18 protein-coding genes are annotated in these 22,735 nt (G+C 52.8%); 14 read left to right on the top strand and 4 right to left on the bottom strand.

Translation table 11 applies throughout. The features are described from left to right. Positions 1 to 74 precede the first annotated feature (74 nt). Positions 75 to 989, bottom strand: coding sequence for a LysR family transcriptional regulator (locus X965_RS01465; RefSeq protein ID WP_036416729.1), 915 nt, complete (start codon positions 987 to 989; stop codon positions 75 to 77). A 137-nt stretch (positions 990 to 1,126) separates the two neighbouring features. Here X965_RS01465 and X965_RS01460 point away from each other — a divergent pair, with 137 nt between their 5' ends. From X965_RS01460 to X965_RS01450, 3 genes are all read left to right on the top strand, one after another. Beyond that, the gene (locus X965_RS01460) at positions 1,127 to 2,776 is read left to right on the top strand and encodes an alpha-keto acid decarboxylase family protein (RefSeq protein WP_036416728.1); all 1,650 of its coding nucleotides are present in this window, start codon (positions 1,127 to 1,129) and stop codon (positions 2,774 to 2,776) included. Between the two features lie 249 nt (positions 2,777 to 3,025). After that, the gene (locus tag X965_RS18840; protein WP_082457264.1) at positions 3,026 to 4,237 is read left to right on the top strand and encodes a colicin E3/pyocin S6 family cytotoxin; all 1,212 of its coding nucleotides are present in this window, start codon (positions 3,026 to 3,028) and stop codon (positions 4,235 to 4,237) included. A 12-nt stretch (positions 4,238 to 4,249) separates the two neighbouring features. Beyond that, entirely contained in the window at positions 4,250 to 4,504 is a 255-nt protein-coding gene (locus X965_RS01450; RefSeq protein ID WP_004240967.1) for a colicin E3-like toxin immunity protein, read from the top strand. A 114-nt stretch (positions 4,505 to 4,618) separates the two neighbouring features. On the opposite strand, the gene X965_RS01445 is transcribed toward X965_RS01450, so the two are convergent. After that, positions 4,619 to 5,428 carry a DeoR family transcriptional regulator gene (locus X965_RS01445; protein WP_015422932.1) on the bottom strand — a complete coding sequence of 270 codons (810 nt, stop codon included), beginning with the start codon at positions 5,426 to 5,428 and terminating at the stop codon, positions 4,619 to 4,621. Positions 5,429 to 5,687: 259 nt separating this feature from the next. On the opposite strand from X965_RS01445, the gene kbaZ reads away from it, so the two are divergent. The 11 genes from kbaZ (at position 5,688) to X965_RS01390 (ending at position 19,019) form a co-directional block, all read left to right on the top strand. After that, positions 5,688 to 7,010: a tagatose-bisphosphate aldolase subunit KbaZ gene (gene kbaZ / locus X965_RS01440; protein ID WP_015422933.1), complete on the top strand. Its 1,323-nt coding sequence runs from the start codon at positions 5,688 to 5,690 to the stop codon at positions 7,008 to 7,010. Beyond that, a complete protein-coding gene (gene agaV, locus X965_RS01435; RefSeq protein WP_004237714.1) occupies positions 6,992 to 7,465 on the top strand; it encodes a PTS N-acetylgalactosamine transporter subunit IIB in 474 nt (157 codons plus the stop codon). The genes kbaZ and agaV overlap by 19 nt, the downstream gene beginning before the upstream one ends. 10 nt (positions 7,466 to 7,475) lie before the next feature. Beyond that, positions 7,476 to 8,255 carry a PTS N-acetylgalactosamine transporter subunit IIC gene (agaW, locus tag X965_RS01430; RefSeq protein WP_004237713.1) on the top strand — a complete coding sequence of 260 codons (780 nt, stop codon included), beginning with the start codon at positions 7,476 to 7,478 and terminating at the stop codon, positions 8,253 to 8,255. Continuing rightward, the gene (gene agaE, locus X965_RS01425; protein ID WP_004237712.1) at positions 8,245 to 9,120 is read left to right on the top strand and encodes a PTS N-acetylgalactosamine transporter subunit IID; all 876 of its coding nucleotides are present in this window, start codon (positions 8,245 to 8,247) and stop codon (positions 9,118 to 9,120) included. Before agaW ends, agaE begins: the two co-directional genes overlap by 11 nt. Positions 9,121 to 9,135: 15 nt before the next feature. Then, entirely contained in the window at positions 9,136 to 9,570 is a 435-nt protein-coding gene (gene agaF / locus X965_RS01420) for a PTS galactosamine/N-acetylgalactosamine transporter subunit IIA (RefSeq protein WP_004237711.1), read from the top strand. Next, the gene (gene nagA / locus X965_RS01415) at positions 9,567 to 10,706 is read left to right on the top strand and encodes an N-acetylglucosamine-6-phosphate deacetylase (protein ID WP_036416727.1); all 1,140 of its coding nucleotides are present in this window, start codon (positions 9,567 to 9,569) and stop codon (positions 10,704 to 10,706) included. The genes agaF and nagA overlap by 4 nt, the downstream gene beginning before the upstream one ends. 284 nt (positions 10,707 to 10,990) lie before the next feature. After that, positions 10,991 to 12,160: an SIS domain-containing protein gene (locus tag X965_RS01410; RefSeq protein WP_036416724.1), complete on the top strand. Its 1,170-nt coding sequence runs from the start codon at positions 10,991 to 10,993 to the stop codon at positions 12,158 to 12,160. 2 nt (positions 12,161 to 12,162) lie between these two features. Continuing rightward, the gene (gene kbaY, locus X965_RS01405; RefSeq protein ID WP_004237706.1) at positions 12,163 to 13,020 is read left to right on the top strand and encodes a tagatose-bisphosphate aldolase subunit KbaY; all 858 of its coding nucleotides are present in this window, start codon (positions 12,163 to 12,165) and stop codon (positions 13,018 to 13,020) included. Between the two features lie 140 nt (positions 13,021 to 13,160). Beyond that, the gene (malX, locus tag X965_RS01400; RefSeq protein WP_004237705.1) at positions 13,161 to 14,732 is read left to right on the top strand and encodes a maltose/glucose-specific PTS transporter subunit IIBC; all 1,572 of its coding nucleotides are present in this window, start codon (positions 13,161 to 13,163) and stop codon (positions 14,730 to 14,732) included. Positions 14,733 to 14,744: 12 nt separating this feature from the next. Then, a complete protein-coding gene (locus tag X965_RS01395) occupies positions 14,745 to 15,917 on the top strand; it encodes a MalY/PatB family protein (RefSeq protein WP_036416721.1) in 1,173 nt (390 codons plus the stop codon). A gap of 1,620 nt (positions 15,918 to 17,537) precedes the next feature. Then, positions 17,538 to 19,019 carry a nucleobase:cation symporter-2 family protein gene (locus X965_RS01390; protein WP_015422934.1) on the top strand — a complete coding sequence of 494 codons (1,482 nt, stop codon included), beginning with the start codon at positions 17,538 to 17,540 and terminating at the stop codon, positions 19,017 to 19,019. A 68-nt stretch (positions 19,020 to 19,087) separates the two neighbouring features. Here the strand turns inward: X965_RS01390 and X965_RS01385 are convergent, their stop codons facing one another. After that, positions 19,088 to 21,052 (bottom strand): FAD-dependent oxidoreductase, encoded by a 1,965-nt coding sequence (locus X965_RS01385; RefSeq protein ID WP_032098351.1) that lies wholly within the window; start codon positions 21,050 to 21,052, stop codon positions 19,088 to 19,090. A 303-nt stretch (positions 21,053 to 21,355) separates the two neighbouring features. Next, positions 21,356 to 22,618, bottom strand: a complete 1,263-nt coding sequence (locus tag X965_RS01380; RefSeq protein ID WP_004237700.1) for a NupC/NupG family nucleoside CNT transporter — start codon at positions 22,616 to 22,618, stop codon at positions 21,356 to 21,358. Positions 22,619 to 22,735: the final 117 nt, after the last annotated feature.

The following is a 22,735-nucleotide window of genomic DNA, read 5'->3' as shown; positions in this document are numbered from 1 at the left end:
CGGTCAGATTACACTTCACCGGCCCGGCACTGATTTTCATTATGCTGCTGTTATTTGTGGTTTATATACTGTATTTACAGTAAATGGCCGGCACCGGTTACATACGGAATACCGAGTATTTCCATCGCCAGTGCATTCCACGCACGGCAGCTGCGGCTCTGATACCCGCCGCGCACACCGGCCAGTGCCAGATCGTAGGAGAGCACCGGGTCGGTCACCGGCAGCAGTACCAGACCATCAGCCGTGCGTTCACGCCACATGCTGTCCGGCAGCAGCGTGATCCCCACCCCCGCCCTGACCATCGCAAGGATCAGATCAAGGTGATTGCTCCGTCCTGCTACCACCGGTTCCGTGCTGTAAATCCCGCACGCGCTGCGCACCAGGTCGTTTATCCGGAATGCTTCGGAGAAAAACACAAACGGCTCACGGATAATCTCCGCAAAGCTCACCTGTTTTTTTGCCGCCAGCGGGTGCTGATGATTCACCAGCAGCATCAGCCGGTCGGTGGCGAAACGGTGCAGCTCAAACAGCTGCTCATCAAACGGCAGCATCACCGCAGCGGTTTCCACCGTACCGTCGGTCATCGCTTCGGCCATCTGTTTCGTGCCCAGTTCAAAAATCTTCAGTTCCACCTGCGGATGGCGGGACGTAAACGCCATGATAATCTCGGCAAACCAGGTCGAGGCGATAACCGGCGGTAATCCCACATTCAGTGTGCCGGTCAGCGGGCCGGATTTATCCTGTAATGCTTTGTTCATACACTGAAACTGCACCAGAATCCGTCGCGCGTGCTCATACAGAATCGCCCCTTCATCGGTCAGCGTCACCCCGCCGGTATCACGGACCAGTAACGGAAATCCCAGTTCATGCTCCAGCTTCTGAATACTGCGGCTGATGGCGGGTTGCGTGACAAACAACGCCTCTGCCGCCCGGCTGAATCCTTTGTACTGAACTACCTCTGTAAAGTAGCGGAGTGCGCGTATATCCATGTTTTTGCTGCCCTATAACAAAAAGTTATCACACTGATGATTATATACCATTTCCATTTATACCGCAGAACCACTAGAAATGATCGTCATAACACGTGGTTCGTTCTGAATAAACGGTGTGATCGGAGAAGATAACAATGACAAAAAGCGTAATTGAGCATGTTTTAAGCCGTCTGGCAGATTTAGGCATCACCGATATTTTCGGTGTCGCGGGGGATTTTGCATTCCCCATTGAAGATGCGGTCTGCGACGGTAACACACAGCGCTGGATTGGTAACTGTAACGAACTGAACGCCGCCTATGCTGCAGATGGCTACGCGCGTATCAAGGGCGCCGCGGCGCTTTCCACCACGTTCGGCGTGGGTGAATTAAGCGCGATCAACGGTATTGCCGGTTCGTATGCGGAAAACCTGCCGGTTTTTCATCTGGTCGGCATGCCTGCCAGTGGTGTGCAGAAGAGTGGCCGCCAGGTGCATCACACCCTGGGCGATGGTAATTTCAGCCTGTTCTGTGAACTGGGGCAGCGCCTTTCATGTGCCTACGCCATAATGACCCCGGAGAACTGTGTGGCGGAGACGGAACGCCTGATTGCTGCCGCGCTGCGCGAGCGCCGTCCGGTCTATATGGGCTTCCCGTTTGATTACGCGACACAGCCGGTTCAGATGCCGGAACACCTTACCGCACCGGCACAACCGGTCAGTGACAAAACCGCGCTCACTGAAGCGGTTGCCGCGATCAGAGCAAAACTCTCGGACAGCCCGTCCGCCTGTATCCTGCCGGGCATGCTGGCCGCACGTTCCGGACTGATTGATGACGTACAGGCGCTGATCCACCGGACCGGGCTGCCTTACGCCACCATGTTTATGGATAAAGCCATCATCAGTGAGTCCGACCCGCATTACGCCGGGATGTATAACGGTCAGCTGATGAATCCGCAGGTCAGGGAATTTGTTGAAAACAGTGACTGCGTGCTGGGTATCGGAGCGGTGATGACGGACTTTAACACCGGCAGTTTTACCGCTGATATCGCCCCGGAAAAGCTGATCAGCATTATGGCGGATCATGTCCGAGTCGGCGTGGCAATCTGGCAGAATGTGTATATGCAGGATCTGCTTCCCGCCCTGATCGCCGGACTTCCGCACAGAGAATGTCATATTCCGGCAGCAACCGGGCTGGGTAAACCGGTAGCTGACGCTTCCGGTAATATTACCCCACCGTATCTGTATCCCCGTTTTGAGCAATTGTTCAGAAAAGACGACATTATCATCGCCGAAACCGGCACCGTTTCTATGGGGCTTGGCTTTGCACTGCTGCCGGAAGGGGCGCAATTCCATAACCAGACGTTATGGGGATCAATCGGCTGGGCAACACCTGCGGCCGTTGGAGCCGCCATCGCGGCGCCTGATCACAGATTGATTCTGATCACCGGGGAAGGCTCACACCAGCTGACTGCCCAGGAAATCAGCCAGTTTGGCCGTTTTGGTCTGAAACCACTTATTTTCGTGCTGAATAATGACGGCTATCTCATTGAGCGCCTGCTGTGCAAAGACCCGGAAGCCGTTTATAACGACCTGCCGCAGTGGCGTTACGCACAACTGCCGCAGGCGCTGGGATGCGATAACTGGTATTGCCGCCGCGTTACCACCTGCGCGGAGCTGGATGAGGCAATCCGGGAAGCGGAAACCGGTGACCGCGCCGCCTATATTGAAATCATTACGGAGCGCTATGCCGCATCCGATCTGGCAAAAAAACTCGGTGAATCAGTAGCAACACTGTACTCGTTTTAACTCTCCGGTGAACCGGATGCAGCCCCCGAGGCATCCGGATATTAAAACCCGTTTTTCTCACATACGGCTTTATTGGCGTTCAGCCCTATCTGCAAAAAACATAAAACAAAATTTAATCACATGATAACTATATAAAATAAGTTACCCCCGGAATTACTTTGATACTATTAGTGGTGAGGCTCGCAGTAGATTTAACAGGTTACAGACATAGCGAATTAAACGGATTTTTAAATAAAAAAGGAGCTTTTAATGTCAGATAAGCATGACCCTTCAGACGGTACGCCCCATATTAAAGTTACTGTATACAGCACCCCTTGTGAGAGTGAAGAGTGGCCGTCTATTGATAATTTTAACGTATTCCAGTATCCCGGTCGCAACCGCCCGTCCATCCTGAAAGAATATCTCGATGAAGCACGCAGGGAACCGGAGCGGATGGTCTATCTCAGCAGTGCCGCAGCAGTCGGCCGGAGTGCATTAATTTTTCCGGTTAACGGCACTCTGGCCGCAACCATTGCATCCTGGATTCAGTCTTTCGATTTCAGTGCTCTGCTGGCAGGACTGAGAGATACATTACCCCTGGCGGGGCGGATAACCGGTATTGCCGCATTATTGTGGCCGACTAAAATGGGGAACGCTGAATTATATCAGGGTGCCGGACCCCTTATTGATTTAAACCGTGCGAAACTTGTCGATATGAGGCAGGCGGATATGGTTGTCACGCTGCCGTCTGAACTGGTCACCACGGTAAAACCGGCAGACATCAGGGGACAAAAAACGGTTCCCGCAATGGTTGTGGCACAGGGTGTGGTGGATGCCGTTAAGCAGGAGCACACGGTTGCACTCACAATGGCGGAAAATACGGATATTCCGGTCATCACGGCACAAAAAACGAAGAAACCGAATGTGTATACCGCAGAGGTTGTCCCGGGTATGAAGCCGCTGCGGATAAGAATGGTGTCACCATCAGGTAAGCAGGTTCCCCCCTCAAAAAGTGTGGAACTTCCGGCCGCAGAGCATTATCTTCCTCAGCCGGACAGCGGAAAAACCCATCATGCGTTTATTGTTTTCGGCGATGATTATCAGCCGGTTTATATTTCGGTGACGCGGAAGGAGTGGCAGGTAAAGCCTTATGTTGAGGCTAAAAAAGCGGAAGAAGAAAAAAAACGTCAGGGTGTTAAGGATAAAGGTCATAGTTACCACCCTGAACCAGATGTTGAAGAAATTAAAGGGTTGGGGGAATTAAAACCAGGTAAAAAGAAAATGCCTAAACAAGGTGGTGCAGGTAAACGCGCACGCTGGGTTGGGGATAAAGGCCGTAAAATCTACGAGTGGGACTATCAGCACGGTGAGCTGGAGGGGTATAGAGCCAGTGACGGCCAGCATCTTGGAGCATTTGACCCGAAAACGGGCAAACAACTGAAACCCGCTGATCCGGAACGTAATATCAAAAAATATTTATAAGGAGATAACATCATGGGATTGAAAGTACATTTACAATGGTTTGATAAAAAAACGGAAGACTTTATTGATAAGGAATATTCAGTAGATTTAGGGGATGACGACACTGTGATTACTCAGACAGTCAACCCGACAGAAAATATCATTAATAACGGTTGGTTTGATGTTATTTCCGCGTGGGTGCCTTATCTTCAGAATCACCTTAAACATAAAATTGATCTGGGTAAATACGATTATCAGGTGGCATTTGCTTACCGGGATAACTGGTAATTAATTACCATCAGTGATGAAATGAAGGCGAATACCCGCCACTCACAAATGAGTCGCGGGTATTCATTCACAACAACACAGAAAGTATGTGAACAGATACACCACTGTTTTTTCTTATCCCTTCACCAGAATCACTTCTGTGCCAATCCGGCGCAGCCCGGTCAGGCTCGCTTCAGGAATACCGTCATCAGTAATAATGGTATCAATACGCTGAGTATCGATTATTTTGTGCAGACTGGAACTGTTAAATTTACTGGAATCCGTCACCACCACAATATGTCCGGCCACTTCACACATCCGCCGGTTAAGCCTTGCCTCATCTTCATTATGTGTGCTGATGCCGCGCTCCAGATCAATCGCATCCACCCCGAGAAACAGCATATCAAAGTGATAATTCTGCAATGACTGCTCCGCCTGATCGCCGTAAAAAGAGAGCGACTGGCGCCGCAGCTGACCACCGGTCATCAGCAGCTCCACGCCCGGTGCTTCCAGGAGGGCATTCGCCACATTCATGCCGTTGGTCATCACAATCGTATCCTGATGGTGACGCAGCTGGCGGGCAATCTCATACGTCGTGGTACCGGAGTCCAGGATCACACGCAGCCCCGGCCGGATAAGGTCGGCGGCTACCGCCGCAATATTGCGTTTGATAGTGGTGTGGCGGGTACTTTTATCTTCCAGTGACGGCTCGCTGACCGGTGAAACCCCCTCACAAATCAGTGCGCCGCCATAGGCACGCACCGCGATCCCCTGTTTTTCGAGGAAAGCGAGGTCATTGCGGATAGTCACTGTGGAAACATGAAACTGCTGCGACAGCTCATTCACCTGAACACTGCCGTGGGTGCGCAAAAGCTGGATGATATGCTCACGCCGCCCGCTCGTTCCCATCACCCGGTTATCCGTCCCGGCATCCGGACTGTTCATGATTTTATCCTTAACATTCATTTGAAAAATCTTTCGTTTCATTTCGTTTGGCATATTAACGCTTTTCTTTGTCCGGAATGCAAGCCCATAAAAAGGGTGAACACCGGATGACTCAGGAATTAATCCTTTCATTATATTTCTTTTGTGATGAAGATCCGGATTTCACAACCTTTCATTTTGTTTTCTTTTTCCTGTATAGCAGTATGTTATTCAGACATCGAAACAAAAACAAACCAAATCCGGCTGTAAGGAGAGGAAAGTGAAACTTTTAACTGATATCGTTGCCCGTCACAAACGGGGTGAGAAAACAGGGATTTATGCTGTCTGTTCCGCCCATCCGTATATTCTGAAAGCAGCGGTATGTTTTGCCCGTGAACAACAAACGCCGTTACTGGTTGAAGCAACCTCCAATCAGGTGGATCAGTTCGGCGGTTATACCGGCATGACCCCGGCGGACTTCCGTGATTTTATGTGGAAGCTGGCCGATGAACATCACTTTCCCCGTGAAAATCTGATCCTCGGCGGCGACCACCTCGGGCCGAACCGCTGGCAGAATGAACCGGCTGAAGACGCCATGACAAAAGCCGATGAGCTGATCCGCACTTATGTTGCCGCCGGGTTCAAAAAGATTCACCTTGACTGCAGTATGTCCTGTGCCGGTGATCCGGTGCCGCTGACGGATGAAATCGTCGCACAGCGCGCTGCCCGCCTGGCGGTGATTGCCGAGGAAACCTGTGAGAAACATTTCGGCATCCGCGACCTGGTGTATGTGATTGGTACAGAAGTGCCGGTGCCGGGTGGCGCTCACGAAGAGCTGAATGAGCTGGCGGTCACCACACCGCAGGCCGCATCTGCCACTATCGCCGCACATCAGGACGCATTTGCGCGGCATCAGCTCACGGATATCTGGCCGCGCATTACCGGGCTGGTGGTACAGCCGGGGGTGGAATTTGATCATAATAATGTTATTGATTACCGTCCGGAAAAAGCCCGTGCCCTGAGTGAGATGATCACACATCATGACCATCTGGTGTACGAGGCGCACTCCACGGATTACCAGACCCCGCATGCACTCAGTCAATTAGTTGACGATCACTTTGCGATTCTGAAAGTCGGTCCCGGTCTGACCTTCGCCCTGCGTGAAGCACTGTATGCCCTCGCCGGTATAGAGGATGAGCTGGTTGCTCCGGCAGTACGTTCCGGGCTGCGTCAGGTGCTGGAAGATGTCATGCTGAAACAACCGGGCTACTGGCAGAGTTATTACACCGGTGATGAGCAGACCCGCCGTCTTGCCCGCAGCTACAGCTATTCCGATCGCATCCGCTATTACTGGCCGGATGAGACCATCAGCGCGGCAGTGACCCGTCTGCTGGAAAACCTGACAGAAACGGCGATCCCGCTGCCGCTGATCAGCCAGTATCTGCCGTTACAGTATCCGCTGGTACGTGCCGGAACGATTTCCGCCGCACCGGAAGAGTTAATCATCGCACACATTCAGACTGTGCTGCGTCACTATCACGATGCCTGTAAAACCATGCCTGCCGATAAGAGCGAGAAACAGCCATGCCAAATATTGTGTTAAGTCGTATTGATGAACGGTTAATCCACGGACAGGTTGGTGTCCAGTGGGTGGGATTTGCCGGTGCCAACCTGGTGCTGGTCGCCAATGATGAGGTGGCGGAAGATCCGCTGCAGCAAAACCTGATGGAAATGGTGCTGACGGAAGGGATTGCCGTGCGTTTCTGGCCGCTCCAGAAAGTGATCGACAATATTCATAAAGCTGCTGACCGCCAGAAAATTCTGCTGGTCTGCAAAACCCCGGCAGATTTTCTGACTCTGGTGAAAGGCGGCGTTCCGGTGGAACGCATTAACGTCGGCAATATTCACTATACCGAAGGCAAGCGTCAGATTGCCAAAACTGTGTCTGTGGATGAGGCGGATATCGCCGCATTCCGCGGGCTTAACGAGGCCGGTGTCGCCTGTTATATCCAGGGCGTACCGACAGAACCGGCGCAGGATCTGTTTAAACTGCTCTGAGGATACATGTATGGAAATCAGTCTGTTACAAGCTATCGCTCTCGGGCTGGTAGCCTTTATTGCCGGATTGGATCTGTTTAACGGGCTCACCCACATTCACCGTCCGGTGGTGCTGGGGCCGGTGGTTGGTCTGATCCTCGGTGATCTCAATACCGGGATCCTGACCGGCGGGACACTGGAGCTGGTCTGGATGGGACTCGCGCCGCTGGCCGGTGCCCAACCGCCGAACGTGATTATCGGTACCATTGTCGGGACTGCCTTTGCTATCTCCACCGGGGTCAAACCGGAAGTGGCGGTCGGTGTTGCAGTGCCGTTTGCCGTGGCAGTGCAGATGGGGATCACCTTCCTGTTCTCGGTCATGTCCGGTGTGATGTCGCGCTGTGACAAAATGGCTGCCAATGCCGATACCCGGGGGATTGAGCGCATCAACTACCTTGCCCTGCTGGCGCTCGGTACGTTCTATTTTCTCTGTGCCTTCCTGCCGATCTATTTCGGGGCGGATCACGCCAAAACCCTGATTGATGTACTCCCTGCCCGCTTAATTGACGGACTGGGTGTCGCGGGCGGCATTATGCCTGCCATCGGGTTTGCCGTTCTGCTGAAAATCATGATGAAAAATGCCTACATTCCTTATTTTATTCTGGGATTTGTCGGCGCGGCCTGGCTTCAGCTGCCGGTTCTGGCAATCGCTGCCGCCGCACTGGCGATGGCAATGATCGATTTCGTCCGCAAACCGGCAGAAAGCGAACCGGCACAACCGTCACACGAGGAATTTGAAGATGGCATCTGAAAAAAATCATTCATCTGCCGCAGAAGCGGAAACCTTACTGCCGGCAGACTGTAACCAGAACGTGTATGAAGATCAGAGCACCGGCGCGGAACTGACCCGCAAAGATATCAACCGGGTCGCGTGGCGCTCCCTGCTGTTACAGGCCTCCTTTAACTATGAGCGGATGCAGGCGGCGGGCTGGCTGTACGGTTTACTGCCCGCACTGAAAAAAATCCACACCAATCCGCGTGATCTGGCACGCTCCATGAAAGGCCATATGGGATTCTTCAATACCCACCCTTTCCTGGTGACCTTTGTTATCGGCATCATCCTGGCAATGGAACGCTCCAAACAGGATGTAAACAGCATCCAGAGCACCAAAATTGCGGTGGGTGCGCCGCTGGGCGGGATCGGCGACGCCATGTTCTGGCTGACCCTGCTGCCTATCTGCGGCGGTATCGGTGCCAGTCTCGCATTACAGGGCTCGATTCTCGGTGCTGTGGTGTTCCTGGTGATGTTTAACGTTGTGCACTTCGGGCTGCGTTTCGGCCTGGCGCACTATGCTTACCGGATGGGGGTTGCCGCCATCCCGCTTATCAAAGCCAATACCAAAAAAGTCGGCCATGCGGCTTCGATTGTCGGGATGACCGTGATCGGCGCGCTGGTGGCCACTTATGTGCGGCTCTCAACCACACTGGAGATTACCGCCGGTGATGCGGTGGTGAAATTGCAGAGTGATGTGATTGATAAGCTGATGCCTGCTTTCCTGCCGCTGGTATACACCCTGTCAATGTTCTGGCTGGTACGCCGTGGCTGGAGCCCGCTGCGCCTGATTGTACTGACCGTGGCGCTGGGTATTATCGGTAAATTCGCCCATTTCCTGTGATAAAAGGAGTCACTGATGCCGGGAATTATTTTATGTGGTCACGGGGGCTTTGCCTCCGGACTGGAAAAAGCCATGTTACAGATTATCGGGGAACAGGAGGATTTCGCGGCGGTTGATTTTCCGGCGGAATCCACCACCGCCCGCCTGACACAGGAACTGGAAGCCACACTGGCGCTGATGTCACACTGTGACAGTGTGATTTTCCTGACCGATATTCTCGGCGGTACGCCGTTCCGCGTGGCGGCCACCCTGTCACAGGGCCGGGAAGACCGCGAAGTGATCACCGGCACTAATCTGCAGTTACTGCTGGAAATGGCGCTGGAGCGGGATTCTCTCTCTCCGGCTGAGTTCCGCCGCGAAGCACTGGCCTGTGGTCACCGCGGATTAACCAGCCTGACAGACGAGTTACAACGCGAACGCTGCTGTGAAACTGAGGACGAAGGCATATGATTCAGCAAATCCGCGCCCGCCGTGTGCTGACAGAATACGGCTGGCGGGAAAATCAGGCGGTGACGGTATCAGACGGCATCATTACCGCTATCACGCCGCTGGCGGCAAAAGAAACACAGTTTGATGCAGAGCAGCTCTGCCCGGCTTACATTGATACCCATGTCCACGGCGGACAGGGTATGGATGTGATGGATGATAACCCGCAGGCGCTGAAAACCATTGCCGCTTTCAAAGCACAACAGGGCGTCGCCGCGTGGCTCGCCACCACGGTGACCGCCCCGCTGCCGGATCTGCGCAGCACCCTCGGGCGGATCGCCCGCTACTGTCAGCAGCAAACCACCACAGAGCCGGTGGCGGAAGTGCTCGGCAGTTATCTGGAAGGGCCGTATTTCACCCCGCAGAACAAAGGTGCGCACTCGCCGGAGCTGTTCCGTGAATTACAGATCAGTGAGCTGGACACGCTGATTACCGATGCGGCAGGCACACTGAAAGTAGTCGCACTGGCACCGGAAAAGCCGGAGGCGCTGAATGCCATCCGTCATCTGAAACGGCGCGGGCTGAATGTAATGCTCGGCCACAGTGCCGCCACCTATGAGCAGACTCTGGCGGCTCTCGATGCCGGAGCTGACGGGCTGGTTCACTGTTTCAACGGCATGACCGGCCTGCATCATCGCGAGCCGGGCATGGCAGGAGCAGGACTATCCGACCCGCGCGCCTGGCTGGAACTTATCGCTGACGGGCATCATGTCCACCCGGCAGTGATGCGGATTGTCTGTCAGTGCGCCGCACACCGCACGGTGCTGATCACCGATGCCATGCGGGCAGCCGGGCAGCCGGACGGCATTTATGATATCTGCGGCCATGATGTCACGATGAAAGCAGGCATTGTCCGGACGGCCTCCGGCGGCCTGGCGGGCAGCACCCTGGCACTGGATGACGCGGTCAGCCGGATGATTAATGATACCGGCACGCTGCCGGAAACCGCCATCCGCATGGCGTCCCTGCAACCGGCACAACTGCTGGGGATCACCGCGACACACGGCAGTATCTCGGCGGGAAAACGGGCGCATTTCAATAACCTGAACAGTGACTGGCGGGTAACACAAACCTGGATCCACGGACAACCGGTACGCTGATTTCCTTTCATTCTGAGGTGCGGATCTCTCCGCGCCTTTCTTTTCCTTATGTTTATCCACCGGGTACTTTTACATAACTTACTAATAAACAATAGCTTAATCATTTCACTTGTGGCGCAAATCACACTTTTTCGTTTTCTTTTCATTACTGCATTGATCCTTCGTTTTCCTTCCTGTAAATTGAAATAAAACCTCAAAACGAAACCAACTGAAAGGTAATGACGGATCGGGTGATCTTTTGATTCATTTCACTTTCGGCTGAACGTCATGTAAAGGATGAAGCTATGCACGACCCTCTTTCTGCCGCCACACCCCGCTATTCCACCTGGACGGAAACGGAGATCCGCCAGCAACCTGATTGCTGGATGAGTGCATTACACTCAATCGACTCACAACGCGCACAGCTGGATGCTTTTCTGGCACCGCTGCTGGCTCAGGACAACCTGTGCATCATTCTGACCGGTGCCGGAACCTCCGCCTTTATCGGCGAGATGATTTCTCCCGTACTGCGCCGCCTGACCGGCAAAAGCGTCACGGCGATCCCGACAACCGATATCGTCACCAATCCGGCGGATTATCTGCCTGAGCAACAGCCGGTGCTGCTGGTCTCCTTTGCCCGTTCCGGTAACAGCCCGGAAAGTGTTGCCGCGTTTGACCTCGCTAATCAGTGTGTTGCCCGCTGCTCTCATCTGGTGATCACCTGTAATAAAGAGGGGCATCTGTATCAGCGCGTACAGGGAAGTGATAACGGTTTTGCTCTGCTGATGCCGCCGCAGACCAATGACAAAGCCTTTGCCATGACCAGCAGCATCACTTCAATGATGTGCAGCTGTCTCGCCGTCCTCGCCCCGCAGACGTTCAGCACAGACCGTTTTGCCGTTGTGGCGCAGCGGGCACGGGATATTCTCGCCGCTCACGGAAACTGCGGACAAATCCTGCCGGGTAATGATTCGTTTAAACGCGTGGTTTACCTCGGCAGCGGCAGCTTCCAGGGACTGGCGCGGGAATCCGCTCTCAAACTGCTGGAACTGACCGCCGGGCAAATCGCCGCCTTTTATGACACGCCAACCGGCTTCCGCCACGGCCCGAAATCTCTGGTCGACGGCGACACCCTGGTGGTTTTGTACATCTCAAACCAGCCTTACACCCGTCAGTATGATTTGGATTTGCTGGCCGAACTGCGCCGCGACCGGATCGCCAAACAGGTGGTCGCAATAGCCGATCTGCCGGATGACGCCATCAGCGCCGGGACACACTGCTATCTGCCTGCCGGTGACGCCCTCAGCGACACAGAACTGCTGTTCTGTTTCCTGCCGTATGCTCAATTATTTGCCCTCAGTCAGTCTGTCAGAACCGGGATCACACCGGATACCCCGTCTGCCAGCGGCACCGTTAACCGCGTTGTTCAGGGCGTGATTATTCACCCCTTCAATAACCAGAACACAGGAGCGTAATCATGGGGATCATCTCAACCAAATATCTGCTCACACATGCACAGGCCAATGGCTATGCGGTTCCGGCGTTTAATATCCATAACGCCGAAACTATTCAGGCCATTCTGGAAGCCTGTGCGGAACTGCGTGCACCGGTGATTCTGGCGGGCACGCCGGGCACCTTTAAACACATCAGCTTCCCGGAAATTTATGCACTGTGTGACGCCTATTCCCGCTCGTTTTCCATGCCGGTCGCGCTGCATCTTGACCACCACGAAACTCTTGACGATATCCGCACCAAAGTCGGCCAGGGCGTGCGCAGTGCCATGATCGACGGCAGTCATTTTCCGTTTGAGGAGAATGTCGCGCTGGTCAAATCCGTGGTGGATTTCTGTCACAGTCAGGATTGCAGTGTGGAAGCGGAACTCGGCCGTCTCGGCGGCGTTGAGGATGATATGGATGTGGATGCGGAAAGTGCCTTTCTGACCTCCCCGGATGAAGCGCGCCGTTTTGCACAACTGACCGGCATCGACAGCCTGGCAGTGGCTATCGGTACCGCTCACGGCCTGTATACCAGCCGTCCGAAAATTGATTTTGCCCGGCTGGAAAAAATCCGCAGTATTACGGATATCCCGCTGGTGCTGCACGGCGCGAGTGATGTGCCGGATGCGGATGTCCGCCGCACCATTGAGCTGGGGGTGTGCAAAGTCAATGTCGCCACCGAGCTGAAAATCGCCTTTGCCGGAGCGGTCCGCGCCTGGTTTGCGGAGAATCCGGACGGCAACGATCCGCGCTATTACATGCGGGTCGGTATGGATGCCATGAAAGCGGTGGTCCGCGATAAAATCAGGGTCTGTGGTGCGGAAGGTCAGCTTCTGTAACCCGTCAGGCGGTACTGTGTTCCCCCGCAGTGCCGCCTTTTTCATCTGCGAAAAAATAATAAAAAAAACAACAATAAAAAATACTGTCCCGTAACACCCCTTAACCAATAAATTATAAAGAAGCTGAGGAGTACTCTACGATGTCGCAGGAAAAGTCGTTTAAATCCAAACTCTGGGAATTTTTTCAAAGTCTCGGGAAAACCTTTATGTTTCCCGTCTCGTTACTGGCATTCATGGGGTTATTACTCGGGATAGGCAGTTCGGTCACCAGTCCTTCCGCTATCAGCAGTTTTCCGTTTCTCGGTAATGAATTTGTTCAGCTGACCTTCGGCTTTATGGCGATGGTCGGCGGCTTTGCCTTTACCTATCTGCCGGTGATGTTTGCCATGGCTATTCCGTTCGGACTGGCAAACCGTAACAAAGCGGTCGGCGCCTTTGCCGGGTTTGTCGGCTATATGCTGATGAACATGAGCATCAACTATTACCTGACCGTCACCCACCAGCTTGCCGACCCGGCGATGATGAAACAGGTCGGGCAGTCCGTGGTGCTGGGGATCCAGACCCTCGAAATGGGCGTGCTGGGCGGGATTGTGGTCGGTGTTATCACCTATTTCCTGCATGAGCGGTTCCAGGATACGGTTCTGCATGATGCTTTCGCGTTTTTCGGCGGCATCCGTTTTGTGCCGATTATCACCGCGCTGACACTGTCACTGGTTGGCCTCGCGATCCCGTTCCTGTGGAAATATGTCGCTATGGGCATTGCCGGGATCGGCCATATTATTCAGAGCACAGATGTTTTCGGCCCGTTCCTGTACGGTGTCGGCGTGCTGCTGCTCAAGCCGTTCGGGCTGCATCATATTCTGCTGGCGATGGTGCGCTTTACCCCGGCCGGGGGCACGGAATTTGTTGACGGTTATGAAGTCGCCGGGGCACTGAATATTTTCTATGCCGAACTGAAAGCCGGTCTGCCGTTCAGCCCGCATGTCACCGCGTTCCTGTCACAGGGTTTTATGCCGACCTTTATCTTTGGTCTGCCTGCGGTCGCTTATGCTATCTACCGCACCGCAAAACCGGAGAACCGTCCGGTGATCAAAGGGTTATTACTGTCCGGGGTACTGGTTTCCGTCGTGACCGGGATTTCCGAGCCGATTGAGTTCCTGTTCCTGTTTATCGCACCGGTGCTCTATATCTTCCACATTATTATGTCCGGCCTTGCCCTGCTGGTGATGGCACTGCTCGGCGTGACAATCGGGAACACCGATGGCGGGATTCTCGATCTGCTGATCTTCGGCATCATGCAGGGAACGGCCACCAAATGGTATCTGGTGTTCCCGGTCGGGATTATCTGGTTCGCTATCTACTTCTTTGTCTTCCGCTGGTACATTCTGAAGCATGATGTCAAAACGCCGGGCCGTGAAGATGCCGCTGACGGTGCCGAACAGGCGGTGAAAGCCAATACAAAAGCACGCGGCAAAGCCAAATACGATCACAACCTGATCCTCACCGCACTCGGCGGCAAAGAGAATATTGATTCGCTGGATAACTGTATCACCCGTCTGCGTCTGGTGGTGAAAGATATGGACAAGGTGGATCAGAAAACCCTGAAAGAAGCCGGTGCCCTCTCTGTGGTGGTACTGGATGCCCACAGTGTGCAGGTAATTATCGGCCCGCAGGTGCAGAGTGTGAAATCCGGCATTGAAGCTTTAATTTAACAGGAACTGAGCATGTACGATTTTGATGAAATAATTGAGCGCAAAAGTGACCGCTGCCGGAAATGGGATCATCAGTATGTCTGTTCCCGCTTCGGGGAGGTCCCGCAGGATTTCATTCCGCTGTGGATAGCGGATATGGATTTCAAATCCCCGCCGGCGGTGATTGAGCGGTTCACGCAGGTGGCACAGCACGGTACCTTCGGCTACACCTGGTGCTTTGATGAATTTTACGATGCGGTGGTCCGCTTCCAGGCAGAGCGCCATCAGGTCACGGTTCTGCGGGAGTGGGTGACACTCAGTTACGGTACGGTTTCCACCCTGCACTATCTGGTGCAGGCATTCTGTCAGCCGGGCGACTGTGTGATGATGAATACACCGGTGTATGATCCGTTCGCCCATGCTGTGACCCGGCAGAATGTTACCGTGCTGACCAATCCACTGGTGGCGCGGGATAACCGCTATCACCTTGATTTTGACCATATTGAGGCGCAGATGCGCGAACACCGGCCGAAAGTCTGGCTGTTCTGCTCGCCGCACAATCCGTCCGGCCGTATCTGGACGGCGGCGGAAATAAAACAGGTCTCGGATTTGTGTCTGCAATACGGTGTGCTGCTGGTGATTGATGAAGTGCATGCGGAACATGTGCTGTATGGCAGCTTCACCGGCTGTCTGCGCCCGGGATGTGCAGCGCCGGAGAATCTGATCCTCCTGACCTCACCGAACAAAACCTTTAACCTCGGCGGGCTGAAAACCTCTTACAGCATCATTCCCGACCCGGCACTGCGGGCACAGTTCCGCCGTCAGCTGGAGAAAAATTCCATTACCTCACCTAATCTGTTCGGGGTATGGGGCATTATTGAGGCTTACAACAACAGCACTGACTGGCTGGATGAGCTGAACCGCTACCTGAGAGGCAATGCGGATTATCTGACACAGGCCGTTGCGGAGCATTTCCCGGACTGGCAGATGATGCAGCCGGAATCCTCTTACCTCGCCTGGGTGAATATCAGCGCCACCGGACGCACAGCGACGGAACTGACTCTGGATTATGCCCGGCAGACCGGCGTGGTGGTTGAGGACGGCAGTCATTATGTGGCGGATGGTGAACAGTATCTGCGGATTAACTTCGGTACGCCGCGTGCACTGCTGGCGGAAGCGGTAAATCGTCTGAAAAACGCCCGGTAACAGAAAAAAATTGGCGACCTTGCTGTATTCCGTCAACAGGATCGCCATAATTACCGATGTTTTACCTTGTACTGATAACACTTAACTGCTCTGATTTGTCATGCGCACTGCAGTGAAAGTCCGTTTTCATCAGAGCATCGGGGCATGACACCTGTCCGCTCTTACTTCCTTGTAACGGTAAATTCCTTTTACCGTTCCCTTCCCGGGGTAAATCCTTTTATTACCTGTGATGATAAAACACAGGCTCCCTGATAATACATCCGTGTGGTAAGTCCGTTTACACCGGGCAACTTTGTCCGGTAACATCCGTTTATGTCCCCGCGGGATATATCCGTTATCCCGCTAAATCATTAAAAAATAATTCCTTTATTTTTTTAAGATAATAACGAGTCAGTCAGATTATATTCGCATCCTTGCGGGCATATTAACTTATAACACTCCGGTTATAAGAAACATCTGTAATAACTGCATTTTTTAATATTTTCAGTGAGATATCTGAAGATTAATTTACAGTTCACGCCGGGCGTGAGTTATAAAACAACATCCCGATACTTAATTAAAACTGAGAATAATAACGTAAACACAATTTCAATTTACATTTAAAAAACACAAAGACCAATAAGAAAATGCTCAGTTTAAAACAAGGAATATATTTACCAGAAAGAAAATAAACATAACTCAGTCCCTATTGAAGTTAAAAATTATCATCATAAAATATATCGTCAATAAGAAATGGATTAGCTTTATGCGTAAATAGCTTGATTTTTCACCTTCATTCCTTTTATTAGTATTTCTTCTTTTGTTTATGACATAAAAAAATGATGAACTATGCAAACACACAATAAAACACCGCGTTATTGATACAAACAGACAAAAAATCCGGACGAGCATGTCATATGATTATTTTGATAAAATTTAAGGCCAAATTATTTTATATGATACTGCCGTATTTTTAGGATAATACTCATCTCATGAATAATCCGCAATTTCATCAAAATACATACAACACATTGATTATAAAAATCATATTTATAACCTGACTATACCGGAATTATTTACCCTGAACAATAACATGCCGATGATATAACAAAAAAACAACATGAAAACATTAATTTACATAATAAATATCAGCAAAATAACGTAATTCACTTTTACCTTTGCCGGTTTATTTAAGATAATTGCACATTCTTAATTAGCATTCATAATTTAATAAACTAATTTCTAATATAATTCCATTAACAAAAAATGGAAATATCTTATTTAAATAAAATTTAATTAACGCGATAGTCACTCTGCAGGGTATCTGCATCTCCTTCCGGCATAAGGTTCCGGAGGGATGCCATTATCACTGCCGTTTCATTATCAAAATGAGATGATATCATTCTCATACTGTACAAACCCTGTTCACTCTGCTTTTCTCCCGCCCGGCTGACCGGTACGGAAAGCCTTTCGCAAATCCCCGGTGACACGTTTCACAAATCGCAGATGATTTAAGAGATCTCTCACATTTTTATTTCTTTGTCGCGCCGCTGGTTCAGTTATTGCTTTATTCCCTGTACCAAACGATCCGCTGAGGCCGACGTATGACCTCTCATTCCATTTATTATAAAGGAGAGAAGGATGTCAGATCTCAATCATCCAACCTCTGATCTAATCTATCAGCTGGACGACAAGCCCCCGTTTTTCCAGGCCCTTCTTGGTGCGGTAACCCATTTATTGGCCCTGTTTGTTCCGATGGTGATGCCTGCCCTGATTGTGGGCAAAGCCCTGGATTTATCCGCCGATACCACAGCTTATCTGGTTTCTATGGTTATGATTGCCTCCGGCATCGGTACCTGGATACAGGTTAACCGCTACGGGCCGATGGGCTCCGGCCTGTTATCTATTCAGTCCGTCAACTTCTCATTTGTGACTGCCATGATTGCCATCGGCACCGCCATGCGCAGTGACGGGATCCATGAAGAACTGATTTTGTCCTCTCTGCTCGGCGTCTCTTTCGCCGGTGCTTTCCTGGTTGTCGGTTCCTCTTTTGTGCTGCCTTATCTGCGCCGGATAATCACCCCGACTGTCAGCGGCGTGGTGGTGCTGATGATCGGCCTGAGCCTTATCAAGGTCGGGATTATCGACTTCGGCGGCGGTTTCTCCGCCAAATCAGCCGGCACATACGGCAACTATGAAAATATCGGTGTGGGATTACTGGTCCTGCTGGTGGTGATCGGCTTTAACTGCTGCAAGAGCCCGCTGCTGCGGATGGGCGGGATCGCCATTGCCCTGGTGGCGGGCTATATCGCCTCACTGTTCCTCGGACTGGTGGATTTCAGCACCTATCAGAACACTGCGTTTATTACGGTACCGGTGCCGTTTAAATTCGGCTTCTCATTTAATTTCACCCACTTCCTGGTGGTCGCTATTATTTATATCCTCAGCGTGCTGGAAGCGGTGGGCAACCTGACAGCGACAGCCATGGTGTCCAATCAGCCGATTAAAGGTGAGGTGTACCAGAACCGGTTGAAAGGCGGTGTAATGGCGGATGGTGTGGTGTCCGTTATCGCGTCAGCTCTCGGCTCGCTGCCGCTGACCACCTTTGCCCAGAACAACGGTGTGATCCAGATGACCGGTGTGGCCTCCAGTTATATCGGGCGCTTTATTGCTGTGATCCTGGTGTTCCTCGGTCTGTTCCCGAGTATCGGCTGGTTCTTTACCACTATTCCGGCACCGGTACTGGGCGGGGCAATGACGCTGATGTTCTCCATGATTGCCATTGCCGGGCTGCGCATTATTATCTCCAACGGCCTGCGCCGCCGCGAAACCCTGATTGTGGCAACATCCCTGGGTCTCGGGCTGGGTGTTTCTTATGACCCGCAGATCTTCAGCATCCTGCCGCCGTCTTTATATATTCTTGCCGAGAACCCGATTTGTGTCGGCGGTCTGACAGCGATTATCCTGAATCTGCTGATCCCTGTCGGACAACCGCGTGGTGCGGCCAATGAAGAAGAACCGGACATGCTGGCTGACGAGCTGGAAGCCATGCTGGATATCCCGGATGCAGAGCGTGACCTGCCGGATATGGCCATGAGTGCGGAGAACAAACGCGTTATCTGACCCCTCTGATTTCTGCCCGTAAAAAAACCGCGATAATCATTATCGCGGTTTTGTTTTACTGCTCTCTGTTATGCGTTACTGACCATCGCCTGCGGTGACTGTGCCTGTTCATCGAACATACTCAGCATCTCCCGGGCGGCCTGACGACCGGCAGCCATAGCGGTGACCACCAGATCCGCGCCGTGCACCGCATCACCGGAAGCAAAGATTTTCGGGTTGGTGGTCTGGTTACTCATGCGGCCGTTGCCGCCGGTTTTAATTTGTCCCCATTTATCCAGCTGGACATTATAACCGCTGAGCCACGGCATCGGATGAGACTGGAAGCCGAACGCCATAATCAGCACATCCGCATCAAGGATAAATTCAGAGCCTTCCACTGGTTTCGGACGACGGCGGCCATCCGGCCCCGGTTCACCGAGTTGTGTGCGGATAAGCCCGATACCGCTGACGGCTCCCTGCTCAGTGCGGTCAATAAACTGCGGCTGCACGTTATAAAGGAATTCCACCCCCTCTTCACGGGCGTTGATCACCTCTTTCTTCGAGCCCGGCATACTGGCCTCGTCACGGCGGTAGGCGCAGATAACACTCTCAGCACCACGGCGGACAGCAGTACGGACACAGTCCATCGCAGTATCACCGCCGCCGAGCACCACCACTTTTTTCCCTTCCACATCAATCCACGGGTATTCATCCGCCACCGGCAACCCCATCACTTCGCGGGTACTGGCGATCAGGAACGGCAGTGCCTGCACCACGCCCGGGGAATCCTCATGTTCCAGCCCGGCTTTCATCATGCCGTAGGTGCCGACACCCAGCAGTACTGCATCATACTCGCTCATCAGGCGGCTGAACGGGATATCTTTGCCGACTTCACAGTTCAGATGGAAGGTGATCCCCATATCCGTGAAAATCTGCCGCCGCTGTGCCATCAGCTGTTTGTCCAGCTTGAACGGCGGGATCCCGAAGGTCAGCAGTCCGCCGATTTCCGGATGGCGCTCAAACACCTCAGCTTTCACCCCGGCACGGGTCAGCACATCCGCACAGCCCAGCCCGGCCGGTCCGGCACCGATAATCGCGACACGTTCCGGACGCGGAACCACATCCTCCGCCACAGACGGACGCCAGCCCATCTCAAAGGCGGTATCTGTGATATAGCGTTCGATGTTCCCGACAGTGACCGCGCCGCCGTGGTTACGCAGCGTACAGCGGCTTTCACACAATCTGTCCTGCGGGCAGACACGGCCGCAGATTTCCGGCAGCGAACTGGTTGAGTTACTCAGCTCCGCCGCCTCAATAATTTTGCCTTCACGCACCAGACGGACGAAATCCGGAATAGCGTTATGCAGCGGGCATGACAGGTTACACATCGCCTTTTGTGAGCAGTACAGGCAGCGCTCACTTTCATAACCGGCACACTGTTCATTCAGCCCGATATAGATTTCGCCGAAATGATTTTTACGCAGGGCCGCACTCTGTTTCTTTGTTCCTTCACGCGGCGGACGTTTGAGGATCTCAAAACGGATTTCCGACTGACGCGCCTGGTTGTATGCACCGGTGGCTGCCCGCATCAGGCGGTCATTGCGCAGGATCACCAGTTTGTGTTCATCCAGGATGCTGAGTGCGCTGGTCGGGCAGTTAGCCACACACGCGGGCGACCCGCCGGTGGTATCACATAAATCGCATTTCTGTGCCAGTTCGTGCGAGTGATCGAACGTCATCACCATTTCCATCGCCCCGAACGGGCAGACCAGCACACAGCTTTTACAGCCGATACATTTTTCCTGATCCAGTTTGACTATATTGTCCGCCACATACAGGGCATCCACCGGGCAGGCAGCGGCACAGGGGGAGTCTTCGCACTGGCGGCAGGTGACAGCGAGGCTGTCACTCTCTTTGAACATGACACGGATACGGGGGGCGTAATCACGGCTGTCATGTGGCCAGTGGTGATCATTATGCGCGACAACGCAGGCAATTTCGCAGGCGTGACATCCGATGCATTTCTGGCTGTCCGCAACTATACATTTGTTCATGTTCACCTATCGCTTTCCGGGTTTTCGGTATTGGTAACCATGCAATAACCGGGCACATTCGGCCCTTCTTTGTCGGTTTTATGGTCATTTTGCGGGGCGGGTCAAATTCTGCGGATGCAGGAAGGCAATAACACACGCGCAACAGGGCTACCGGATTTTTTTTACTTTAACGGGGAGCGGGATTTGTTTTTTTGACCTGACGCGGTCTTAAGCGGAATAAAAAAAATTGAATCGTATCAGCTGGTAACAGACGCTTCCTTTATAAGGAAGCGTCTGTAAATACCGGACATTCATCTGAACCGGTCAGACACCCGGTGCCACGGCCAGACCGATAAACAATCCGGCAATAGTGGCACTCATCAGGTTGGATAATGTCGCCGCCAGCAGTGCGCGGATCCCGACACGGGCGATATCAGATGCCCGCTCCGGCGCAACCGCACTGAACGCCCCGACCACTACCGCAATCGAGCCGAAGTTGGCAAAACCGCATAAGGCAAAGGAGATCACTGCAATCGTTTTGGCATCCAGTGTGCCGTCGTGTAAATGCGGGGAGAAATCCACATAGGCCACGAACTCGTTGATCGCCAGTTTTTCGCCGATCAGGCTGCCTGCCAGCGCAATGTGCTCACTGCTCACGCCCATCAGATACGCCAGCGGTGAGAAAATATAGCCGAACAGGCTTTGCAGACTGACGCCCTCAAAACCCATAACGCCGCCGAGGCCGCCAATCAGGCCGTTAATCAGGGCAATCAGCGCCACAAACGCCAGCACCACCGTTGCCACGCCGACAGCAATCTTCAGCCCGAGCATCGCACCGCCTGCCGCCGCCTCAATAATACTGGCCGGTCGTTTTTCACTAAAGGAGATTTCGGTGAATTCCACGGTGGATTCCTGTGTCGCCGGACTTAACATCCGCGCAAACAGGATCCCGCCCGGAATCGCCATCAGAGACGCCGCCAGCAGATATTCAATCGGCACACCCAGTCCGGCGTAACCCACCAGCATTGACCCGGCAATGGAGGCCATGCCGCTGCAAATCACGGTGAATAATTCATTGTTATTCATCCGGCTGACAAAGGGTTTCAGTACCGCCGGTAACTCATTCTGACCGAGGAAAATGGTGGTCACCGCAGCAAAGGACTCGATCTTGCTGATTTTCATGGTCTTCTGGAAGACATACGCCAGAACGTTGATCACCCAGCGCATAATGCCGAGGTAATACAAAATCGCGATCAGAGAAGTGATAAAGATAATGGCCGGTAAAACACGGAATGCGAAGATAAACCCGGCTCCGTCAAATAACACGTCCATTTTCGGACCAACCAGGCTGCCGAAAATAAAGGAACTGCCCGCGTCACTGTAGGCAATAACGTTGTTCACACCCGACGCGATGGTCTGAATAAACCATTTCCCCGCCGGGATATACAGCATGATGGCACCGAGTGCCACCTGTAACAGCAGTGCCGCGCCGACAGTGCGCAGACTGATTTTCCGTTTATTCACCGAAAAAAGAAATGCTATCAGTAATAAAACGCCGATCCCCGCCAAACTCCGTAATAAATCCATAATCCGGCCCCGTAGTTATTATACTCATCAGTTGTATGCTGCAATGCCCGGTAAAGGCTGATTGTGAGATCAGCACCTTACCGGGTCAGGTATTTCATTCGTTGTTATGACCGGTAA

Origin of the sequence: Morganella sp. EGD-HP17 (genome assembly GCF_000512315.2) — a bacterium.
Taxonomy (GTDB): domain Bacteria; phylum Pseudomonadota; class Gammaproteobacteria; order Enterobacterales; family Enterobacteriaceae; genus Morganella; species Morganella morganii.
Note: the sequence above shows the minus strand (reverse complement) of the source record. Positions and strands in the feature narration are given on the sequence as shown.

Coding starts and splice junctions, on each gene's coding strand:
- X965_RS01460 (WP_036416728.1), top strand. CDS start 1,127: ATGACAAAAAGCGTAATTGAGCATGTTTTAAGCCGTCTGGCAGATTTA.
- agaV (WP_004237714.1), top strand. CDS start 6,992: ATGCCAAATATTGTGTTAAGTCGTATTGATGAACGGTTAATCCACGGA.
- X965_RS01465 (WP_036416729.1), bottom strand. CDS start 989: ATGGATATACGCGCACTCCGCTACTTTACAGAGGTAGTTCAGTACAAA.
- X965_RS01390 (WP_015422934.1), top strand. CDS start 17,538: ATGTCAGATCTCAATCATCCAACCTCTGATCTAATCTATCAGCTGGAC.
- X965_RS01380 (WP_004237700.1), bottom strand. CDS start 22,618: ATGGATTTATTACGGAGTTTGGCGGGGATCGGCGTTTTATTACTGATA.
- agaE (WP_004237712.1), top strand. CDS start 8,245: ATGGCATCTGAAAAAAATCATTCATCTGCCGCAGAAGCGGAAACCTTA.
- X965_RS01450 (WP_004240967.1), top strand. CDS start 4,250: ATGGGATTGAAAGTACATTTACAATGGTTTGATAAAAAAACGGAAGAC.
- X965_RS01445 (WP_015422932.1), bottom strand. CDS start 5,428: ATGAACAGTCCGGATGCCGGGACGGATAACCGGGTGATGGGAACGAGC.
- agaF (WP_004237711.1), top strand. CDS start 9,136: ATGCCGGGAATTATTTTATGTGGTCACGGGGGCTTTGCCTCCGGACTG.
- malX (WP_004237705.1), top strand. CDS start 13,161: ATGTCGCAGGAAAAGTCGTTTAAATCCAAACTCTGGGAATTTTTTCAA.
- kbaY (WP_004237706.1), top strand. CDS start 12,163: ATGGGGATCATCTCAACCAAATATCTGCTCACACATGCACAGGCCAAT.
- X965_RS01385 (WP_032098351.1), bottom strand. CDS start 21,052: ATGAACAAATGTATAGTTGCGGACAGCCAGAAATGCATCGGATGTCAC.
- X965_RS18840 (WP_082457264.1), top strand. CDS start 3,026: ATGTCAGATAAGCATGACCCTTCAGACGGTACGCCCCATATTAAAGTT.
- agaW (WP_004237713.1), top strand. CDS start 7,476: ATGGAAATCAGTCTGTTACAAGCTATCGCTCTCGGGCTGGTAGCCTTT.
- nagA (WP_036416727.1), top strand. CDS start 9,567: ATGATTCAGCAAATCCGCGCCCGCCGTGTGCTGACAGAATACGGCTGG.
- X965_RS01395 (WP_036416721.1), top strand. CDS start 14,745: ATGTACGATTTTGATGAAATAATTGAGCGCAAAAGTGACCGCTGCCGG.
- X965_RS01410 (WP_036416724.1), top strand. CDS start 10,991: ATGCACGACCCTCTTTCTGCCGCCACACCCCGCTATTCCACCTGGACG.